This is a genomic window from Pseudomonas sp. TNT2022 ID642 (genome assembly GCF_028656995.1).
Classification (GTDB): Bacteria; Pseudomonadota; Gammaproteobacteria; order Pseudomonadales; family Pseudomonadaceae; genus Aquipseudomonas.
In genome coordinates this window covers 31,619-50,644 of sequence record NZ_JAMDGW010000024.1, presented here as the reverse complement: position 1 = coordinate 50,644, position 19,026 = coordinate 31,619, and the positions used below count along the sequence as shown (strand labels likewise).

Here is a 19,026-nt window from a genome sequence, read left to right as displayed (position 1 = left end):
CCGTGGCGCGTCGCAGCACCACCGGCGTCGAGCACTCGACGCCGTCGATTGGGGTGATCTGATTAGCGAACAATGTCGAAAGCGGTCCCGGGCCGCGAGAAGGAAATCGCCAGAATCTGCCGATACGCCATGGCATGCGTGTGGGTGTTGCGGGCCGGGGTCACGTAGTGGCGCATGTCGCGATCGAGGAAGTAAGTGGTGTCGAGAATTTCCTGGTAAGTGGTCGACGCCAATTGATGCTCGTGGATGTCGTACAGACGACTCTCCGCTCCCTCGACGTTGTTGCGGCCCCAGAAGTGCACACCGCTGAACGGATAGCCGTCGCAGTGAATGCCTTCAGGGGTGATTTCCAGTTGTTTGCCGGGTTTGATCTCGATGCGGATCTGATGGATCTGGCATTGCCAGATTTCATCGTGCAGCTCTTCCGGCAGCACGCTTTTGTACACTTCGAAATCGGTGTCGATCAGGCTGCGCATCACCGGCGAAGTAATCACTTCATCGGAGAAGTCCTGAAAGTGCCGCACGAGGCCGCCAACATAAGCGTTGTTCTCTTTCGACTGCACGTACGCGCGATGCTCGAGTTGCTTCAGCTCGCGAGTCTTGGGGTTGTACTCAAAGTCGCTGTAACGACGGTAACGCATGCCGGCTTCGGCCTGACCGTAGTAACTGTCAGGCTCCATGTTTTCCCAACTTTTGGTCAGTCTGACGAAGTCGGCAAAATGACCGTAGAGATTGAAGTCACCACCCTGGACGTTGACATATTTGTCGCGCCGTAGCGATTCGCCCACTTCTCTGTTCAAAACGATCATTACCAAATTCTCCGCTGCGTTGAGCGGCCTAATCTATTAGGTGGAGAATTTGCGTCCATGAGAAAGAATTTCAGGCATTTAAAGCCCTGTTTGAAACGGCATTTGCAGCGCCTCAAAAACAACTTTTACATGACAAAAACACGGGTTTTTTCCGGTTTTAATCGAAAAACCGTCGAAAAAAAACCCCGAACCAGTCGGGGTTTTTCTCACGTTTCTTACACTTGATCAGGCATCAGAAGATGTTGATCGGGTAATCCACGAATACGCGCAGTTCGTTACCGCTGACGTTGTACTCGCTGGATTTCTGCGAAACACGCAGGATCGAGCTGCGCAACTTCACGCTGAGGTCTTTGGCCGGGCCAGACTGCACAACGTATTTGAACTGGTTGAAGATCTCGCGCTCGGTGCCGCCTTCGCTGGTGGAAGTGGTGATGTTGTCGCCACGCACGTAAGCGAAGTTGTAGCTCAGGCCCGGTACGCCGAATGCGCTGAAGTCGAGGCCGTAGCCCAACTGCCAGCTGCGTTCGTCTTCAGCGTTGAAGTCCGACCAGTAGGAGTTGGCCAGGTAGATGGAGTTACCACCGTCACCAACGCGATGTTGATCTTTCTGGTAACCACCGTAGGCGTAGCCGAGGTTGCTGTCGCCGGTGGAACGCTGGTGGGCCACGGTGAACGAGTGTGGGCCAGTGGCGAACGTTGCAGCCAGGCTCCAGATCTTGTTGTCGCGACCGGTCACGATGCTTTCACCGGGAATGGTGTTTTCGCGAACGTACGAGCTGTCGAGCTTGGTGCGGTAACCGTTGAAGTCCAGGGTCAGCGACTGATCCTTGTTGAACGGCAACACGTAGTTGGCGTTCACGTATTGTTTCTTCAATACGTCTTCGACGTCGGAAGCGTACAACGCACCTTTGAAGTTCTCGGTGAACTGGTAGCTACCGCCCAACACGTTGATCGACTTCAGACCACCGCTGTCACGGCCTTCGTCGCTCTTGCGCGATTCGGCGGTGAAACGACCGGCGTTCAGTTCCAGACCTTTGATCTCTTTGGAAGTGATCAGGGTACCGGTGTAGCTTTCCGGCAGCAGACGCACATTGTCGTAGCTCAGCACCGGCAGGGCCAGCATCTGGTCGCCGTAGGTCAACACGGTGTTGGAGAAGCGGAACTTCACCGCGGCACCGCCCTTGGCTATGTCATGGTTCGCGCGACCGTCATTTTCCTGCTTGAAGAAATCGATACCACCGGCGCCGCTGCGACCCTTGCCGCCATCCAGACGCAGTGCGTACAGACCGAAAGCGTCGACACCGACACCCACGGTGCCCTGGGTGAAGCCGGACGAGAACGTACCGATGGCCGCTTGGCCCCACTCGGCCTTGTCGTCGTTACCGTTTTTGTAATCACGATTGATGTAGGCATTGCGCAGCAGCACTTTGAGGCTGCTGTCTTCAACAAAACCCTTGGACTCGGCCTGGTCGTTAGCCATGGCCTGAGTGGCGCTCAACATCCCCAATGCGATCAGACTGATTCGCTTGTTCAACATTTTGTTTTCCTTATTACGGGTTGAAACGCGCTGTGTCGAACGGCGGAAACGGCGCTTTTGCACTCTTTTATTCACCCCGAAACAAAAAGGCCCGCCCACGATAACGTGATGGCGGGCCTGCTCCTTATTTTGAGTCATGGCGGTTGGCCACAGGCGTTGGGCCGAATCGTAGCCGCGCCCTGAACAATGTGTCAATTTCAAGAATCGTCTTTAAATAGGTAAAAATCGTCTAAGAAACGTAAATTTTGCGCTGACTACTTGCTGGGAAACGCAAACAGCCAGTGAATCCAGCGCGTATCAGGCGCAACCATCGATAGAACAAAATGCAGAAGTTTTACCGGTTTCATCGAGGGCGATTGCCTGTTGCAACCAATCGGCAAATGCCTGCGGCTTGCCCAGCCAGGGGCTGATGTCGATCAATTGGAATGTCCCGTTCTGCTCCAGAGCAATCGTTGGAAAACCCTGGCCGCCCAATTGAGCCAAAAACTGGCGACTGGCTTTTATATGCCCCTCGCTATCAACGGACTCAAACGCAATGTGGAAATCTTCCTGCGCATAGCCCATCTGCATGGCCAATTCCAACAGCACGGCTGAATCAGCAACGCGTCGCCCTTCCACATAGTGCGCAGTCTGCAACCGCCCCAGCATGCGCAGACCGCCTCGGTCGATGGCTTCGGCCGCCATGACCGCAGCAATCGGTGGCGTCGAATCGAACACCGCTGAGTGGTCACGCAGCAAACCCTCGAAATACGCTTCGCCGAAAGGCTGGCCGGTGTATTCGGCAATGCGTCGGTCGTGGGGCATGACGTAATTGCGCAGTTGCGGGGAAACACGTTGGCGGTTGGCGCCACTCATCATGCCCCCGGCATGGGCGAGCACTGGCAGCACCTGTTGTGCGGCTTCAACCAGCGGCTTGGCGCCATAACACCAGCCGCACAACGGGTCGTAGATGTAATGAAGAATCATGGGGAAGCTCCGGCAGCAAGTCAGGAAAATCGATGGCGGCAGATTAGTCCTCGCACCCGTGCAGAAAAACGCCGGAATGGCTTTCAGTCTGTTTCGCGAATCGGTCGAATTGTCTGGTCGGCCAGATTGTGTCGAACCGGACACAAATTGAAACAATCAGACAAGGGAACTTATAAGGAATAATTAACAGAAGTAAATGCAAAGCATTACCATTCGCGCGATCGAATTCTTCCACCCTTTCGGATGCGCTTTTCAATGCCTGCCCCGTTCCGTCTTACGCCCCTCACTCTTGGGCTTTCTGCTTTTCTGTCCAGTGGTTTTGCCTATTCGGCGACCGAGTTACCCGCCACCGCGATCAGCGCCGAAGCGCAAGCCGACGACCCTCGGGTGAAGCTCAGCAGCACCGCGACGCGCACTTCAACACCGGTGCGTTATGTGCCGCAGGCGATTGATTCGATCAAGACCGCCAACGTCGCCAACTACGGCACCAATGATATTGCTGACGCCTTGAGCGGCATGCCCAACGTCAGCAGCAGCGCCGACACTCGCTTCGACAGCCTGCGCATCCGCGGTTTCGATGCCAGCAACGACTTCTATCTGGACGGCATCCGCGACGACAGCCAGTACAAGCGCGACCTGCACAACATCGAACGCGTCGAAGTACTCAAAGGCCCAGCCGCTGTGCTGTACGGTCGTGGCAGTCAGGGCGGGATCGTCAACCGCGTGAGCAAAATGCCGGAGTTCGGCCGCCGCTCGACCATCGAAGCCCAGGCTGGCAGCGAAGATTTGCGCAGCCTTTACGCCGACCTCAGCACCGACCCGAGCGAAAACATCAGCCTGCGCCTGAACATGGGCAACATGGATGAAAACAGCTTCCGCGACGGTGTCAGCGGCAATCGCCAACTGTTCGCGCCGTCTATGAGCTGGCAATTGACGCCGGATCTGAACTGGCTGGTGCAGTACGAATACAGCCGCTACAACCGCACCCCGGATCGCGGCATCCCTGGCGTCAACGGGCGCCCGGCGGATGTCGGTCGTGACACCACCTATGGCAACGATCACGACTTCATCGACGACAAGTCGCAATCGCTGCGCTCGAAACTCACTTACGAAATCAACGATAACTGGCAACTGCGCCAGACCCTTGGCGTATTCAAGCTCGACAGTGATTTCGACAATACCTACCTCACCGGTTACACCCCGGCGACCAACAAGGTCACGCGTCAGCACTGGCAGCAGGATCTGACCACCCGCAACGTCTATAACAACGTTGAACTCGAGGGCGGATTCGATACCTTCGGCCTAGAACATCGTCTGCTCACTGGCATCGAGATCGGCAGCCAGCGCCGCGATCCGACACTGTATAACGCCGCCACCGGCAGAACGCCCGGCGCGCAACCGGTACCGTCGCTTGACCTGTACAACCCCAACCGCGATCTGCGCCACACCGGCAGCATGCAGGTCTCCAGCAGCAGCCACACTGAAGTCGAAAGTCGCGCGGTGTACGTCCAGGACCAACTGCGCCTGAACGACCAATGGCAAGTGCTCGCCGGTCTGCGCTACGACACTTTCGATATCGAGTCGACCAACAAGCTGCGCAACATTTCTGAAGATCGCGACAGCCACAGCACCAGCCCACGCGTGGGTCTGGTCTGGACGCCGCTGCAGAACCATTCGTTCTACGCCTCATGGTCCAAAACGTTTTCGCCAGTGGGCGGCGGCTTGATCGGCATCACCCCAGGCGCGGCCGGCAACACCAACGACCTCAGTCCCGAGCTGACCAAGCAGAAAGAGATCGGCGTGAAGAGCGACTGGTTCGATGATCGCTTGAGCACCACGCTGGCGATCTATGACCTGGAACTCTACAACCGCCGCACCACCGATCCAAACGACCCGACCCTGACCGTAATGTCCGGTCTGCAGCGCTCGCGCGGGATCGAGTTGACGGCCACCGGCAACCTCGTCGGCAACTGGTACATGCGCGGTGGCGTCGGTATGCAGGACGCGAAGATCGAGAAGGACAACAACGGCCTGGAAGGCAAACGCATCAACAACGTCGCCAAGCACAATGGCAGCCTGTTCCTGACCTGGAAACCGGAGATGGGCTGGTACGGTGAAACCGGTCTGACCCTGGTTGGCCAACGCTATGCCGATAACGCCAACACCACCGTTTTACCGGGTTATGGTCGCTGGGATGCGTTGGTCGGTTACCGCTTCAAGGATTGGGATTTGCGCGCGGCGCTGAACAACATCACCGATCGCGAGTATTACGCGTCGGCGACCAGCCAGTATCAGATTCAACCGGGTGCGCCACGTAGCGTCGTAATGACCGGCACCTACAGCTTCTGATTTCACACAAATCCCTGTGGGAGCGAGCCTGCTCGCGAAAGCGTCGGGTCAGTCGACATCGTCGTAACCTGATCCACTGCCTTCGCGAGCAGGCTCGCTCCCACATTGAACAGGTGTGTACAAAAATAATCGTGCATAAAAAAGCGCCGCCATCCCGGCAGCGCTTTTACCAATCCCTGTTGTTCTTCCTATCCTTCCATTACAGCCCACAATGCATCCAGTTCGGCCTCGCTGAACAGGCCAGCGGGGTAACGCTCGATCATCATCCGGCGCGGATCAGGTTCCCTGATCTGACGCGTTCCATTGGACTTCAACCAGTGCGCGACAATCTGGAGCGATTCGCCGTTAACGGCCATGGGATGCAACGTCCGCTCGCTGACTACGTTCACTTCGGCGTTCATTTCAGCGCTCTCTCCCCGTTCGTGAGCGGCTACGTTATCCAAGGTTTATGACAGAACTGTTGAAGTTCTCCCCCCTCCCTAGTGCACGGGTGATGAATACAAGAGCTATGCCAAGGTTTCGCATTTGTCGACAAGCGGATACAAAGAAGCCCGCAATCCAATCGGGCTGCGGGCTTCTTCGCATGCATAGCGAGCTATTCATTGCTCGGCTGATTTATTAATCAACTCAAGCTGTTACGACTCAACTCACTCTTTGTGCGGCGCGGGTTGCTGTTGGGTAAGGCAGTGGATATTGCCGCCACCCAGTAACAGTTCGCGGCCCGGCACCATCACCACTTCGTGCTGCGGGAACAGCTTCTGCAGAATTTCCTTGGCCGGCGCGTCCATTGGATCGTCGAAACTCGGCGCGATGATGCCGCCGTTGACGATCAGGAAGTTCACGTAGGAACCGGCCAGGCGCACGGACGGATTACGCTCCTGCGTGCCGTCCACTGGATCGACACCGGCGCACTCTTCTTCAGTCGCGTAGAGCGGCCCCGGAATCGGCATTTTGTGCACCGTGAACGGGCGACCCTTGGCGTCAGTGCTGCTTTGCAGGACTTTCATCGCAGCCTGGCAGCGCGGGTAGTTCGGATCCTGCGGATCGTCGGTCCACGCCAGCAGCACTTCGCCGGGACGCACGTAGCAGCAGAAGTTATCCACATGGCCGTCGGTTTCGTCGTTGAACAAACCGTCCGGCAGCCAGATGATTTTATCCACAGCCAGATTGGCGCTGAGCACCGCTTCGATTTCTTCGCGACCCAGATGCGGGTTGCGATTGCGGTTGAGCAGGCACTCTTCGGTGGTGATCAGCGTGCCTTCGCCGTCGACGTGAATCGAGCCGCCTTCAAGCACGAAACCTTCAGTGCGGTAACGCGGGCTGCGCTCGATCTCGAGGATCTTGCCGCCGACCTGCGAGTCACGATTCCACGGCGAGTACAGACCGCCGTCGAAACCGCCCCAGGCGTTGAAGTCCCAGTTCACACCACGCACTTCGCCGCTGTTGTTGATGACGAAGGTCGGGCCGCTGTCGCGTACCCAGGCGTCATCGCTGGACATCTCGACCACGCGGATATTCGGTACGTCGAGGCGCGCGCGGGCGTTTTCGTATTGGCCGGCGGACACGGCAACGGTCACCTGTTCAAAACGCGCAATGGCTTTGGCTACTGCTGCGTGTGCAGCTTGCGCCGGTTTGCCGCCCAGACGCCAGTTGTCCGGGCGCTCGGGCCAGATCATCCAGGTCTGCGTTTGCGGCGCCCACTCGGCCGGCATGTGAAAGCCGTCGGCGCGCGGGGTACTTTTCAAGGTGGTCATCGGGATCAGGACTCCAGGGAACCGTCGAGGGTTTTCAACGCGCCGTACAGGTTCGGACGGCGGTCACGGAATGAACCCCACGCGCTGCGAATGTGTTCGAGCTCGTCGAGGTTGAAAGTGTGCACAAGAATACCTTCTTCGGTTTTATTCAGCTCCTGCACTTTTTCGCCGAACTGGTTGGCGATGAACGAAGAGCCGTAGAACGTGATGTCGTAGCCGTCCTGCTCCTCGTTGCCGATGCGGTTGCTGGCGATCAGCGGCATCAGGTTGGCGCCGGCGTGACCCTGCTGCACGCGCTGCCAGTGATCGCGCGACGAGATAGTCTTGTCGTGCGGCTCGCTGCCGATCGCGGTTGGGTAAAACAGAATCTCCGCGCCTTGCAACGCCATGCTGCGCGCAGCTTCCGGGAACCACTGATCCCAGCAAATGCCCACGCCGATTTTTGCGTAACGGGTGTTCCACACTTTGAAACCGGTGTCGCCGGGGTTGAAGTAGTACTTCTCGTGGTAGCCCGGGCCGTCCGGAATATGGCTTTTACGATAAATCCCGAGGTTGCTGCCGTCGGCGTCGATGATCGCGATGCTGTTGAAACGCGCGCGGCCGGCCAGTTCGTAGAAGCTGATCGGCAGCACCACTTGCAGCTCTTTGGCGATTTTCTGGAAATGTTTGATCGCGACGTTTTCTTCCACCGTCGTCGCCAGTTGCAGATAGTCCGGGTTTGGCTTCTGGCAGAAATACGGCGCCTCGAACAGCTCCTGAATCAGGATGATCTGCGCGCCTTTGGCGGCGGCTTCGCGCACCAGCCTTTCAGCGATTTCGAGGTTGGCTTCCAGATCCCAGGAACAGGCCATCTGAGTGGCGGCAACGGTAACGATACGGCTCATGAATCATCTCCGGGCAAGTGCTTTGACGGTCGACAATTCGACCGAAAAGAAAACGCGCGCACCGGACATGAGATCGCCATGCCGGAGCAATGGCGACTTTATAGCCGATAAATATCGGCTTTAGAAGCTAGTAAATTGCCTTTCGTCTAAATAAACCGATAAAAAGCCGATACAAATCGAATTAGAAACCCAAAACAAATGTGGGAGCGAGCCTGCTCGCGAAGGCGTTTATTCAATCAACACAGTTGTTGAATGAGAAACCGCTTTCGCGAGCAGGCTCGCTCCCACAGGGGTCAGTGTGCGTGCTTACAGACCTTCGCTGAGGACTCGATCGAGCATATCGACAAAGAAATCCACACTCTGGCGCGATGTCACCATCGGTGGCTTGATCTTGAGAATGTTCAGATCATCCCCAGTCGGCTGCATGAAAATCCCCAGCTCACGCAAGCGATCGCACAACATCGCGGTTTCCTCGCTCGCCGGCTCCAGCGTCTCGCGATTGCGGATCAGCTCCAGCCCGAGATAGAACCCGGAACCGTGCACCGCGCCCACCAGCGGATGTTTATCGATCAACGCTTCGAGCCGCGCCTTGAAGTGGCCACCGACTACTTGCGCGCTCTCCCAAAGTTTTTCTTCTTCCATGACATCGAGCACCGCCATGCCGATCTGACAACTCACCGGACTGCCGCCCGCCGAGGAGAAAAAGTAACCCTCGGCCTCCAGCGCCTCGGCAATTTCCCGGCGAGTAATGACCGCGCCCAGCGGTTGACCATTGCCCATGCCCTTGGCCATGCAGATGATGTCCGGCACCACGCCCTGATCTTCAAAACCCCAGAAGAAGTGGCCCATGCGCCCGTACCCGACCTGCACTTCGTCGGCGATGCACACGCCGCCCTGCGCGCGCACCAACCCGTAAACCTGTTTCAGATACCCCGGCGGCAGCGAGATGCCACCGGCGTTGCCATACACCGGCTCGCAGATGAACCCGGCCAGTTGGCGCTTCTGCTCGGCGAGTGTTGCCAGGTGATGTTCAACGCTGCGCACGTAATCCGGCGCCGAATCGAGGCCACGGAATTCACCGCGATAGGTGTTTGGCGCAGGCACCGGATGCACCCAGTCCGGGCGACTTTCCAGGGCTTTCGGGTTGTCGGCAATTGACGTTGATACCGCATCGGCGCCGACCGTCCAGCCGTGATAGGCCTCAAGCACGCTGATCATGTCGCGACCGCCGCTATAGGCCCACGCCAGACGAATCGCCAGATCATTGGCCTCGCTGCCGCTGTTGACCAGAAACACCCGATCCATGCCTTCCGGCGCCAGTTTCAGCAGGCGTTCGGAAAACTCGGCAACCGCCGCATAGTTGAACCTCGAGTTGGTGTTGAGCAGCGACCACTGACGCGCCGCGACCGCCGCCATGCGCGGGTGGCCGTGACCGAGCACCGCCACGTTGTTGAGCATGTCCAGATAGGAGCGGCCCTGCATGTCGATCAGATGATTGCGCCAGCCGCGTTCGATACGCGGCGGGTCAACGTAGTAGTGTTTTTGCGTGCGGGCGAAACTGGCATCGCGGCGTTCGAGTAGGGTTTTCGCGTCAAGCTCCGGCTCGGCATTGCAGGCCAGTCCTAACAACGCAGCGGGCGATGGGCACAGCGCCTGCCACGCCGGAGCATGCGCCGGGGTGCAAAACAGCGGCGCATTGAGCTGCGCGCCCCGACACAACTGCACCAACAACGGGCCGCTGACCGCGCCCAGCACCTGCCCTTTGACCAGCGCCGCGCCGCTGTGCAGCGAAGGCGTCACGCCCCACAGGCGCACGCTGAGTTGCGGGCCATCCAGTTGCAGCACACCGTCTGCGGCCTGATGCACGACGCCAGCGAACGGCGCCTCCACGGTGGTGCCATCGGGCACGCGCAATTCCACGTGCAGCGGGAAGGTATCCGGTTCAACGGCACTGTCGGGACGAGTGCGCGACAAACGGTACTGACCATAACGGCTCGCCGCCAAACCATGGGCCGCCGCCGCTTCGTTCAACAGGTGCTGATCGATACCCTCCTGCTCCCAGTTGCCGGCCTCGAAGTGCGGACTCAGGACACCGAGATCGATCAGCGCAAACTCGCGGCCGACCAGACCGGGCAGCAAGGGCGCAAACCCTTCGCTGTCGATCGCCGGCAATGCGTGACCGACGGCCGTGAGGATCGCCGCTTCCATCAGCGCCTGTGGCACCGATATCGCCACCCTGAAGATTTCCCACTCATGGCTGAGGTTGTCGCGGCTGTAAGTATTCGCCGGGTCGATGCTGACCTGTTGCTCGCCACTGAGTACCAGCACCGCTGCGCGCGCGACGATCAATGGCCACAGCGCTTGCAGCTCCTCATGCTGCAGCGGGTTGACCGCGTGGTAGGCCTGCACCGCCGGCAGGATGACAAACGGATCGCCAGCGGCGTGATGCAGCAACGCCGCACAGGTCACCGACAGATCGGTGATGCGCCAGGTGCGCACCAGATCGCCAAAGTCGATCACACCCTGCAACTGCCAGTGACGCTGGGCATCGCGCGCCCAAACGGCGTTGTCATCGGTGATGTCCATATGGATCGCCTGCACCGGCAGCTTGCCCCGCAACGGCTGCAAACGGCGCTCGGCCTGTTCGGCGGCATCGGCGATCAATGCGCGTTGTTGCTCATCCTTGATCACCGGCAGCAAATGGCTGATCAGTGCACTGGCGTGGCGGGCATCCCACTGCAACGTGCGCTCAAGGCCCGGATGGTCGAATCCGGCCAGCGCCAGATCCATCTCACCGCAGAGCCGGCCAAAACTCGCCACCACATCACGACCCAAGTGATCGAGATGCGTCAGCGGCTGCCCCTCGATGTAATCCAGCAGCCGCACATGAACGGCTTCGCCCCCAACCTCCAGTGACAGCAGGTCTTCGCCGTTATTGGCCGCGATCACCCGTGGCACCGTCACCGTCGAGTGCTCGGCCAGGTATTTGAGGCCGGCATGCTGGGCTTTCAGCTCCACCAAGGCGTAATCGCCACGGCAGATTTTCAGCACAAAACGCCCGCGCGGGCTGTCGACGCGAAAATTCAGATCCTGCTGACTGCCAAGGGCCTGCAACGTGCCACTGAGCCCGTAGTGCTCCGCCAGCCATTGCTGGGCCTGCTCCGCAGAAACCTGCGGGCTGGGCAAACTGGCGCGATGAATCAACGTGGCGAGCGGCATGAAACAACCCCTGAAATTTTATTAGGTGCCTATATCGCCATTGCTTTTGGCGAGACGCAACCCCTTATACCGACTCCCGACCGGATCAAGGGCGCAACACTGTGCCGGCACCCCCCCCACATTAACTTTTCCTACAGCAATTTCAGATTGCGTTTGAACACTTCACTGTTCAACCTGACCCCTTTGAACGTTATCCGCACGGAAGCAATCAGCAAAATGTCCCAGCGCCGCCTCGCCCTCTCCAACAAAAAAGTCCGCAATATCCCTCGCCGTCTACGCGCGTTAGCCGCTTGGGCCGCTGACTTCGAAGGTTACTTTCCGGCCGACCTCACCGAAGAGGAAAAATACAGCAACTGGAAAATCCCGATTCACATGTCGATGGTCCAGGGAAAACAAGCAACCGCGGATCTGCGTCGGCAGTGCGCGCAGCACCTGATCAACGCGGCGCAGCACCTGCGTATGTCACGACCGGAAAATGCTATCGATTGCAGAGTGGTCGCCGCCATCTCCTTGCCAGGAATGTTTTCCAGCGAGATATGCATCTATACCGACATGGAATATCACCGAGGTCATATCCCTCCTGCTGATAGTGAATACGTCGAAACCGGGAAAAGCCTGGCCCGGGAATGGGGACTCGTTTTACCGCCGGGCATTCGAGAGAGAGGCCTGAGCTATACAGTTGAAGATTGCGATGGCCAGTCCTATGAGGAAGAACGCTGGTATTTTGGCGAGGTTGATTGAATCGTCCCTTACGGTCTGCACTCGCGTTAAATGGCACTTTGCGCAAGAATGTCGGCCATTCACACCTGCCTAGGGAAATCCCCATGAATGTAATCACCACCGACCTGCCCGGTGTTCTGATCATCGAACCGAAGGTGTTTGGTGACGAGCGCGGTTTTTTCTACGAGAGCTTCAATGCCAAGGCGTTTCAGGACGCTACCGGTCTGGACACGCAATTCGTACAGGACAACCACTCGCGCTCGCAAAAAGGCGTGTTGCGTGGCCTGCATTACCAACTGCAAAACACCCAGGGCAAACTGGTTCGTGTGACGGTTGGCGAAGTATTGGACGTGGCCGTGGACATTCGCCGCAGCTCGCCGCACTTCGGCAAATCGGTGGCTGTGCGTCTGTCGGCTGAAAACCATCGTCAACTGTGGGTGCCTGAAGGTTTTGCTCATGGTTTCGTGGTGCTGAGCGAGTTCGCCGAATTCCTCTACAAGACCACCAACTACTACGATCCATCGTCCGAGCGCAGCATTCGTTGGGATGACCCGGCTCTGGGCATCGACTGGCAGCTGGACGAAGCGCCGAAGCTGTCCGCCAAGGATCAGGCTGCAGCCCTGCTCAAGGACGCTGACGTCTTCGCCTGAGCCTAGGCATAATGCGCCTGACAACTCAGGCGCATCGGCTCATGAAACCAACTCTTCCCCGCAGACCTCGCTGGCGCAGCCTCGCCCTGCTGGCCCTGTGTCTGGCGCCGCTGCTGTGGCCGCTGGAGCATCTCGCCGAGCGCTATTACCGCAGCGAACTGGCCGGGCAGAACCGCCAGACCCTCGACCTCTACGTCGCCAACCTGCTAGGCACGCTGCACCGTTATGAAGTGTTGCCACAGATCCTCGGCGACCTGCCCGCCCTGCGCTCGGTACTCGGCGCGCCAGACGACGGCGTCACCCAAGGCAATGCCAATCGCCTGCTGAAGAACATTGCCGCGCAGACTGGCGCCGAAGTCATGTACCTGATGGACACCAGCGGTCAGACGCTGGCGGCGTCGAACTGGGACAAGCACGACAGTTTTGTCGGCCGCAATTTCTCCTTCCGCCCGTACTTCAGCGAAGCCATGGCCGGACGTCTCGGGCGCTTCTTCGGCCTCGGCACCACGTCGGCCAAACGCGGTTATTTCTTCGCCGCCGCCGTGCGCAACGGCGAAAAAATCATCGGCGTGCTGGTGATCAAGGTCGACCTCGACCACACCGAAAGCCTGTGGGGAAAAACCCCGGAACAACTGTTGGTCACCGACCACAACGGCGTGGTCATCCTCACGTCGCGTCCGGAATGGCGCTTTCGCTCGACCCGTAAATTGAGCGATGGCGAACGCTCAGCGATTACCGCCATTCAGCCCTACCCGACCCGCGAACCGCGACCGCTGAACCTCAGCCCCAGCGCGTGGCTGATCCAGACCCACGACATCGCCGAAACCGGCTGGAGCGTGAGCATCCTCGCCCCGCGCACGCTGATCGACCGCCCGGTGCGCACCGTAGTGGCCATCGGCGGCGCCACGTTGTTGGTGGTGATGTTGTTGCTCGGTCTGATGATGCAGCGCCGTCGGCATTATCTGGAACGCATCGCGTTCGAGGCCAAGGCACGTCGCGAACTGGAAGGCCGCGTCGCCGAGCGCACCAGCGACCTCGAAGGCCTCAACCGGCGCTTGAAGGAAGAAGTGCTGGAGCGTGAACAGGCCCAGCAGGAACTGGTGCGCGCCCAGGACGATCTGGTCCAGGCCGGTAAGTTGTCGGCGCTGGGGACCATGTCAGCGAGCATCAGCCACGAACTCAATCAGCCGCTGGCAGCGATCCGCAGCTACGCGGAAAACGCCGAAGTGCTGCTCGATCATCAGCGCACCGACGATGCGCGCGGCAACCTCAAACTGATCAGCGAACTGACCGGGCGCATGGCCTCGATCATCGCCCACCTGCGCGCCTTTGCCCGCCGCGATCGCCACGCGCCGGAAAGCGTTGCCCTGCAACCGGCGCTCGACGATGCCCTTGCCCTGCTGGCCAAGCGTCGCCGCAGCATGGAAGTCGAGCTGATCCGCGATCTGCCCGCCGCCACTCTGTGGGTCGAGGCTGGAGAAACGCGCCTGCGTCAGGTGCTCGGCAATCTGCTGGCCAACGCCCTCGATGCCCTCACCGAGAAAGGCCCGCCGCGCAAACTCTGGCTGAGTGCCGAATCGACCACCGAAGGCGTCAATCTGTACATTCGCGACAACGGCCCCGGGTTCTGCATGGAAGCCCTCGGCCGCGCCAGCGAACCCTTCTACACCACCAAGACCCGCACTCAGGGCCTGGGCCTGGGCCTGGCAATCTGTGAAACCCTGATGCGCGCCTTCGGTGGTGAACTGTCGTTCGCCAACCACAAGCAAGGTGGCGCCTTGATTACCCTGCGACTGCGCGCCGGTGCGCCCGGGGTCAGCCTGCAACCGTCCGAGGATCGAAGTGCATGACCATCGACAATCGCATTCAGGTGGTGTTGATCGACGACGATCCGCACCTGCGTCAGGCCCTCGGCCAGACACTGGATCTGGCCGGCCTGAAAATTCTGCCGCTGTCCGAAGCCAAGGGTCTGGCGGCGCAGCTTGAGCGTGACTGGCCCGGCGTGGTGGTCAGCGACATTCGCATGCCGGGCATGGACGGTCTGGAGTTGCTCAGCGAATTGCACGCGCAGGATCCGGAATTACCCGTGCTGCTGATCACTGGGCACGGCGATGTGCCGCTGGCGGTGCAAGCCATGCGTGCCGGCGCTTATGACTTTCTTGAAAAACCGTTTGCCAGCGACGCGCTGCTCGACAGCGTGCGCCGCGCGCTCGCCCTGCGCCGGCTGGTGCTGGACAACCGCAGCCTGCGCCTGGCCCTCAGCGATCGCAACGAATTGAGTGCACGTCTGGTCGGCCACTCGACTCCCATGCTGCGTTTGCGTGAACAGATCGGCGCGCTGGCCGCGACCAAAGCTGACGTGCTGATCCTCGGTGAAACCGGCGCGGGTAAGGAAGTGGTCGCCCGCGCCTTGCACGATTTGTCCAGCCGTCGTAACGGCCCGTTCGTAGCGATCAACGCCGGCGCGCTGGCCGAGTCGGTGGTGGAAAGCGAACTGTTCGGCCACGAGCCCGGCGCTTTTACCGGTGCGCAAAAACGCCGCATCGGTAAATTCGAATTCGCCAATGGCGGCACGCTGTTTCTCGATGAAATCGAAAGCATGAGCATGGACGTGCAAGTGAAACTGCTGCGCATGTTGCAGGAGCGCGTGGTCGAGCGTCTGGGTGGCAATCAACTGATCCCGCTGGACATCCGCGTGATCGCCGCGACCAAGGAAGACCTGCGTCAGGCCGCCGATCAGGGCCGCTTCCGCGCCGACTTGTATTACCGCCTCAACGTTGCGCCACTGCGCATTCCGCCACTGCGCGAACGCGGCGAAGATGCGCTGGTGCTGTTCCAGCATTACGCCGATGAAGCCAGCGCCCGCCACGGTTTACCGCCGCATGAACTGCAACCGGCGCAGCGCGCTTTGCTACTGCGTCACACCTGGCCAGGCAACGTGCGCGAACTGCAGAATGCCGCCGAACGCTTCGCCCTCGGTCTGGAACTGGCGCTGGATAACAGCGGCGCTGAAGGCACTGGCACCACCACTGTCGAAGTCATCAACGGCGGCCTCAGCGAGCAAGTGGAAAACTTCGAAAAATCATTGATCGCTGCCGAACTGGCACGCGCTCACAGCTCCGTACGCAGCCTCGCCGAAGCCTTGGGCATTCCGCGCAAGACCCTGCATGACAAGTTGCGCAAGCATGGCCTCAACTTCGGCGACAGCAGCCAGGGGGACGAGAACGAATGAGTACAGACAGTCGCTATCTGGAGTCGGTCCTGCATCACGACATTCCGTTGACTCGGGACATGGCTCTGAAGGTGCTTGAGTGGCATGAACAGCAGTTGAGTCTGCATCTGCCACTCGATCCGAACGTCAATCACAAGAGCACCATGTTCGGCGGCAGCCTTTACTGCGGCGCGGTGCTGGCCGGTTGGGGCTGGTTGCATTTGCGCCTGAAAGAAGAAGGAATCACCGACGGGCACATTGTGATTCAGGAGGGGCAGATCAGTTATCCGCTTCCGGTGACCGGCGACGCCACGGCAATCTGCCCGGCGCCAGATGCGGCAGTGTGGAAGAAGTTTCTCGCGATGTATCGGCGTTATGGGCGGGCACGGTTGACGTTGAATACGCGGATCGTCAATGCAGGTAGCGATGAGGATGCAGTGACATTTACCGGGCAGTACGTTTTGCATCGCTGAAGATCAACAGCCCCTCACCCTAACCCTCTCCCAGAGGGAGAGGGGACTGACCGAGGTGTCTGGCGTTGTACATCGACCTGAAAGATCGCAGCGATTATGGATTCAGCAAACCTCGATCAGGTCAGCGCTGCTTTCCAATATCCCTCGGTCGGCTCCCTCTCCTGGGGGAGAGGGCTGGGGTGAGGGCGATTGCCGATCAGCCCACTTAACCCCGGGCCAACGCCAACAACCTTTCCCGCCAGGCCGCCTTCGCCGGCAATGCCAAAAAGAACTCATTGCGCAGCGATTCCCGCGCCGGATAACAGAACGCTTCTCCGCGCAGATCCAACACCTCACCACCCGCACCTTCCAGCACGCCCTGCGCCGCCGCAGTGTCCCACTGCGAAGTCGGCGCCAGTCGCGGATAGCAATCCGCCGCGCCTTCCGCCACCAGGCAAAATTTCAGCGAGCTGCCAATGTTCGCCAATTGCAACTCGCCCAGACTCGCACTCAACCCCGCCAGCAAGCGCTCCTGCTCGGGACTCGAATGGCGACGGCTGGCAACCACGGTAAACGCCTCGCCCGGCCCCGGCACATCACGCACCTGAATCGAAACCGGCGTGCCGCCCTTGTCGCAGCGCCATGCGCCAAGCCCGGCACCGCCCACGTAAAAGCGACCATTGGTCGGCATCGACACCACGCCAAACACTACTCGGCCGTTTTCGATCAACGCGATGTTGACGGTGAACTCTTCACTGCCGCTGATGAACTCCTTGGTGCCATCCAGCGGATCCACCAACCACCAGCGCTGCCAGCCGGCGCGCACGTCTTGTGGGATGTTGGCGTCTTCTTCCGACAACACTGGAATGCTCGGATCCAGCGCCGTCAGCCCGGCGACGATCAGGTGATGCGCGGCCAGATCCGCCGCCGTCACGGGCGAGTCATCGGATTTGGCAGTGACTTCAACGCCGGAGCGCCAGAACGGCAAAATCGCCTCGCCGGCCTGCAATGCCAGTTCAACCACTGGCGCCATCAACGGATGGGGAAAATTCATCGACACGTCACTCATGCTGGGAAGAACCCGCGCTGGGTCAGCAGATCGCGGGTCAAATACAGGGCGGCCAGGGCACGACCTTCGGAAAATTGCGGATTGAGCGCCAGCGACGACAGTTCGCGCAGGTTCACTTTATCGACGCGCATCGGCTCGGGCTCGTCGCCTTCCAGACGCTCTTCGTACAAATCAGTGGCCAGGACCACCTGAATCTTCTGGCTCATGTAACCGGGCGACAGCGACAGCTCGGTCAGATGTTCCAGTTGTCGCGCGCCAAAACCGGCCTCTTCCTTGAGTTCGCGCTCGGCCGCTGCCAATACATCCTCGCCGGGCTCGATCAGGCCTTTGGGCAGGGACAACTCATATTCGTCAGTACCGCCGCAATACTCTTCGACCAGCACCGCGTGTTCGGCATCCAGCATCGCCACGATCATTACCGCGCCGTAGCCCGCACCTTTGCCGACCAGACGCTCGTAAGTGCGTTCCACGCCGTTGGAAAAGCGCAGCTTGAGTTCTTCGACGCAAAACAGACGACTGGTGGCGACGATCTCGCGGGCAAGTACGGTGGGTTTCTGGCGCATGCAAAGCTCCTTGGCGTGAACGCGCTACTATAACGCGGCTTTCCCGATTGTTTACGTCGGATATCTTTCTACCGTTTCGAGACGTTGCCATGCCTTCATTACCGTGGTCCGACATCGATACCGTTCTGCTCGACATGGACGGCACGCTGCTGGATCTGCACTTCGACAATCACTTCTGGCTGGAACATCTGCCGCAGCGCTACGCCGAACTGCACGGGGTCAGCCGGGCCATGGCCGAGATGGAATTGCAGCCGTTGTTCGAACGCCATGCCGGTCAATTGCAGTGGTATTGCCTGGATTTCTGGAGTGCCGAGCTGAAGTTGTCGGTGCGTGAATTGAAGCTGGAAACCGCGCACCTGATTGCCTTGCGGCCGGATGCCGATACCTTTCTGGACGCGATCAAACGCGCCGGCAAACGGGTGATCATGATCACCAACGCGCACCGCGATTCACTGTCGTTGAAGCTGGAACGGATTGAGCTGGCGCCGTATTTCGAACGGCTGATCAGCTCGCATGATTACGGGTTTCCCAAGGAGAACCCGCAGTTCTGGGATGCCTTGCAGGCGGACATCGGCTTTGACCCGGCGCGCAGTCTGTTTATCGACGATACCTTGCCGATTCTTCGCAGTGCGCGGGATTTTGGTGTCGCGCATTTGTTGGCGGTGAAAGAACCGGACAGCCGCAAGGGGCCGAAGGACACGGCCGAGTTTGCGGCGGTTGAGGATTATCGCAATCTGATCGCTGGCCTTTGATCTTTGTAGGAGCTGCCGCAGGCTGCGATCTTTTGATCTTGTTTGGAAAAATCAAAATCAAAAGATCGCAGCCTGCGGCAGCTCCTACAGG

At 59.3% G+C, this 19,026-nt stretch carries 16 protein-coding genes; 7 read left to right on the top strand and 9 right to left on the bottom strand.

Features of this window, described 5'->3' with window-relative positions; genetic code table 11:
• Positions 1-62: 62 nt before the first annotated feature.
• The 3 genes from M5G26_RS23045 to M5G26_RS23035 all read right to left on the bottom strand — a co-directional run bounded on the left by M5G26_RS23045 (position 63) and on the right by M5G26_RS23035 (position 3,312).
• Positions 63-809 carry a 2OG-Fe dioxygenase family protein gene (locus M5G26_RS23045; protein ID WP_034151909.1) on the bottom strand — a complete coding sequence of 249 codons (747 nt, stop codon included), beginning with the start codon at positions 807-809 and terminating at the stop codon, positions 63-65.
• Between the two features lie 232 nt (positions 810-1,041).
• Entirely contained in the window at positions 1,042-2,346 is a 1,305-nt protein-coding gene (locus M5G26_RS23040; protein ID WP_273916569.1) for an OprD family porin, read from the bottom strand.
• 297 nt (positions 2,347-2,643) lie between these two features.
• Entirely contained in the window at positions 2,644-3,312 is a 669-nt protein-coding gene (locus M5G26_RS23035; protein WP_273916568.1) for a DsbA family protein, read from the bottom strand.
• 255 nt (positions 3,313-3,567) lie between these two features.
• Here M5G26_RS23035 and M5G26_RS23030 point away from each other — a divergent pair, with 255 nt between their 5' ends.
• Entirely contained in the window at positions 3,568-5,661 is a 2,094-nt protein-coding gene (locus M5G26_RS23030; RefSeq protein ID WP_273916567.1) for a TonB-dependent receptor, read from the top strand.
• A 188-nt stretch (positions 5,662-5,849) separates the two neighbouring features.
• On the opposite strand, the gene M5G26_RS23025 is transcribed toward M5G26_RS23030, so the two are convergent.
• The 4 genes from M5G26_RS23025 to M5G26_RS23010 all read right to left on the bottom strand — a co-directional run bounded on the left by M5G26_RS23025 (position 5,850) and on the right by M5G26_RS23010 (position 11,518).
• On the bottom strand, positions 5,850-6,062 hold the full coding sequence (locus M5G26_RS23025; protein WP_273916566.1) for a hypothetical protein: 213 nt from the start codon (positions 6,060-6,062) through the stop codon (positions 5,850-5,852).
• 246 nt (positions 6,063-6,308) lie between these two features.
• On the bottom strand, positions 6,309-7,415 hold the full coding sequence (aguA, locus tag M5G26_RS23020) for an agmatine deiminase (protein WP_273916565.1): 1,107 nt from the start codon (positions 7,413-7,415) through the stop codon (positions 6,309-6,311).
• Positions 7,416-7,420: 5 nt separating this feature from the next.
• Complete coding sequence (gene aguB / locus M5G26_RS23015) at positions 7,421-8,299, bottom strand: N-carbamoylputrescine amidase (RefSeq protein WP_034151905.1); 879 nt, start codon at positions 8,297-8,299, stop codon at positions 7,421-7,423.
• A 306-nt stretch (positions 8,300-8,605) separates the two neighbouring features.
• Positions 8,606-11,518 carry an aminotransferase gene (locus M5G26_RS23010; RefSeq protein ID WP_273916564.1) on the bottom strand — a complete coding sequence of 971 codons (2,913 nt, stop codon included), beginning with the start codon at positions 11,516-11,518 and terminating at the stop codon, positions 8,606-8,608.
• On the opposite strand from M5G26_RS23010, the gene M5G26_RS23005 reads away from it, so the two are divergent.
• The 5 genes from M5G26_RS23005 (at position 11,495) to M5G26_RS22985 (ending at position 16,572) form a co-directional block, all read left to right on the top strand.
• Positions 11,495-12,259, top strand: coding sequence for a DUF3916 domain-containing protein (locus M5G26_RS23005; RefSeq protein WP_273916563.1), 765 nt, complete (start codon positions 11,495-11,497; stop codon positions 12,257-12,259). The genes M5G26_RS23010 and M5G26_RS23005 overlap by 24 nt on opposite strands.
• Positions 12,260-12,342: 83 nt before the next feature.
• On the top strand, positions 12,343-12,888 hold the full coding sequence (rfbC, locus tag M5G26_RS23000) for a dTDP-4-dehydrorhamnose 3,5-epimerase (RefSeq protein WP_034151902.1): 546 nt from the start codon (positions 12,343-12,345) through the stop codon (positions 12,886-12,888).
• A gap of 41 nt (positions 12,889-12,929) precedes the next feature.
• Entirely contained in the window at positions 12,930-14,738 is a 1,809-nt protein-coding gene (locus M5G26_RS22995) for a sensor histidine kinase (protein WP_273916562.1), read from the top strand.
• Positions 14,735-16,120 carry a sigma-54-dependent transcriptional regulator gene (locus M5G26_RS22990; protein WP_273916561.1) on the top strand — a complete coding sequence of 462 codons (1,386 nt, stop codon included), beginning with the start codon at positions 14,735-14,737 and terminating at the stop codon, positions 16,118-16,120. The genes M5G26_RS22995 and M5G26_RS22990 overlap by 4 nt, the downstream gene beginning before the upstream one ends.
• Positions 16,117-16,572, top strand: a complete 456-nt coding sequence (locus M5G26_RS22985) for a thioesterase domain-containing protein (protein ID WP_273916560.1) — start codon at positions 16,117-16,119, stop codon at positions 16,570-16,572. The genes M5G26_RS22990 and M5G26_RS22985 overlap by 4 nt, the downstream gene beginning before the upstream one ends.
• 205 nt (positions 16,573-16,777) lie before the next feature.
• Here M5G26_RS22985 and cysQ read toward each other — a convergent pair whose 3' ends face one another.
• Both cysQ and nudE read right to left on the bottom strand, forming a co-directional pair.
• On the bottom strand, positions 16,778-17,605 hold the full coding sequence (gene cysQ / locus M5G26_RS22980; protein WP_273916611.1) for a 3'(2'),5'-bisphosphate nucleotidase CysQ: 828 nt from the start codon (positions 17,603-17,605) through the stop codon (positions 16,778-16,780).
• 11 nt (positions 17,606-17,616) lie between these two features.
• Positions 17,617-18,183 (bottom strand): ADP compounds hydrolase NudE, encoded by a 567-nt coding sequence (gene nudE, locus M5G26_RS22975; protein WP_077570256.1) that lies wholly within the window; start codon positions 18,181-18,183, stop codon positions 17,617-17,619.
• A gap of 89 nt (positions 18,184-18,272) precedes the next feature.
• Here nudE and yrfG point away from each other — a divergent pair, with 89 nt between their 5' ends.
• Positions 18,273-18,935 (top strand): GMP/IMP nucleotidase, encoded by a 663-nt coding sequence (gene yrfG, locus M5G26_RS22970; protein ID WP_150692917.1) that lies wholly within the window; start codon positions 18,273-18,275, stop codon positions 18,933-18,935.
• The last annotated feature ends 91 nt before the right edge of the window (positions 18,936-19,026 follow it).

Coding starts and splice junctions, on each gene's coding strand:
- M5G26_RS23010 (WP_273916564.1), bottom strand. CDS start 11,518: ATGCCGCTCGCCACGTTGATTCATCGCGCCAGTTTGCCCAGCCCGCAG.
- M5G26_RS23045 (WP_034151909.1), bottom strand. CDS start 809: ATGATCGTTTTGAACAGAGAAGTGGGCGAATCGCTACGGCGCGACAAA.
- M5G26_RS23035 (WP_273916568.1), bottom strand. CDS start 3,312: ATGATTCTTCATTACATCTACGACCCGTTGTGCGGCTGGTGTTATGGC.
- M5G26_RS23025 (WP_273916566.1), bottom strand. CDS start 6,062: ATGAACGCCGAAGTGAACGTAGTCAGCGAGCGGACGTTGCATCCCATG.
- M5G26_RS22985 (WP_273916560.1), top strand. CDS start 16,117: ATGAGTACAGACAGTCGCTATCTGGAGTCGGTCCTGCATCACGACATT.
- M5G26_RS22995 (WP_273916562.1), top strand. CDS start 12,930: ATGAAACCAACTCTTCCCCGCAGACCTCGCTGGCGCAGCCTCGCCCTG.
- cysQ (WP_273916611.1), bottom strand. CDS start 17,605: ATGAATTTTCCCCATCCGTTGATGGCGCCAGTGGTTGAACTGGCATTG.
- M5G26_RS23030 (WP_273916567.1), top strand. CDS start 3,568: ATGCCTGCCCCGTTCCGTCTTACGCCCCTCACTCTTGGGCTTTCTGCT.
- M5G26_RS23040 (WP_273916569.1), bottom strand. CDS start 2,346: ATGTTGAACAAGCGAATCAGTCTGATCGCATTGGGGATGTTGAGCGCC.
- yrfG (WP_150692917.1), top strand. CDS start 18,273: ATGCCTTCATTACCGTGGTCCGACATCGATACCGTTCTGCTCGACATG.
- M5G26_RS23005 (WP_273916563.1), top strand. CDS start 11,495: ATGAATCAACGTGGCGAGCGGCATGAAACAACCCCTGAAATTTTATTA.
- rfbC (WP_034151902.1), top strand. CDS start 12,343: ATGAATGTAATCACCACCGACCTGCCCGGTGTTCTGATCATCGAACCG.
- aguB (WP_034151905.1), bottom strand. CDS start 8,299: ATGAGCCGTATCGTTACCGTTGCCGCCACTCAGATGGCCTGTTCCTGG.
- nudE (WP_077570256.1), bottom strand. CDS start 18,183: ATGCGCCAGAAACCCACCGTACTTGCCCGCGAGATCGTCGCCACCAGT.
- aguA (WP_273916565.1), bottom strand. CDS start 7,415: ATGACCACCTTGAAAAGTACCCCGCGCGCCGACGGCTTTCACATGCCG.
- M5G26_RS22990 (WP_273916561.1), top strand. CDS start 14,735: ATGACCATCGACAATCGCATTCAGGTGGTGTTGATCGACGACGATCCG.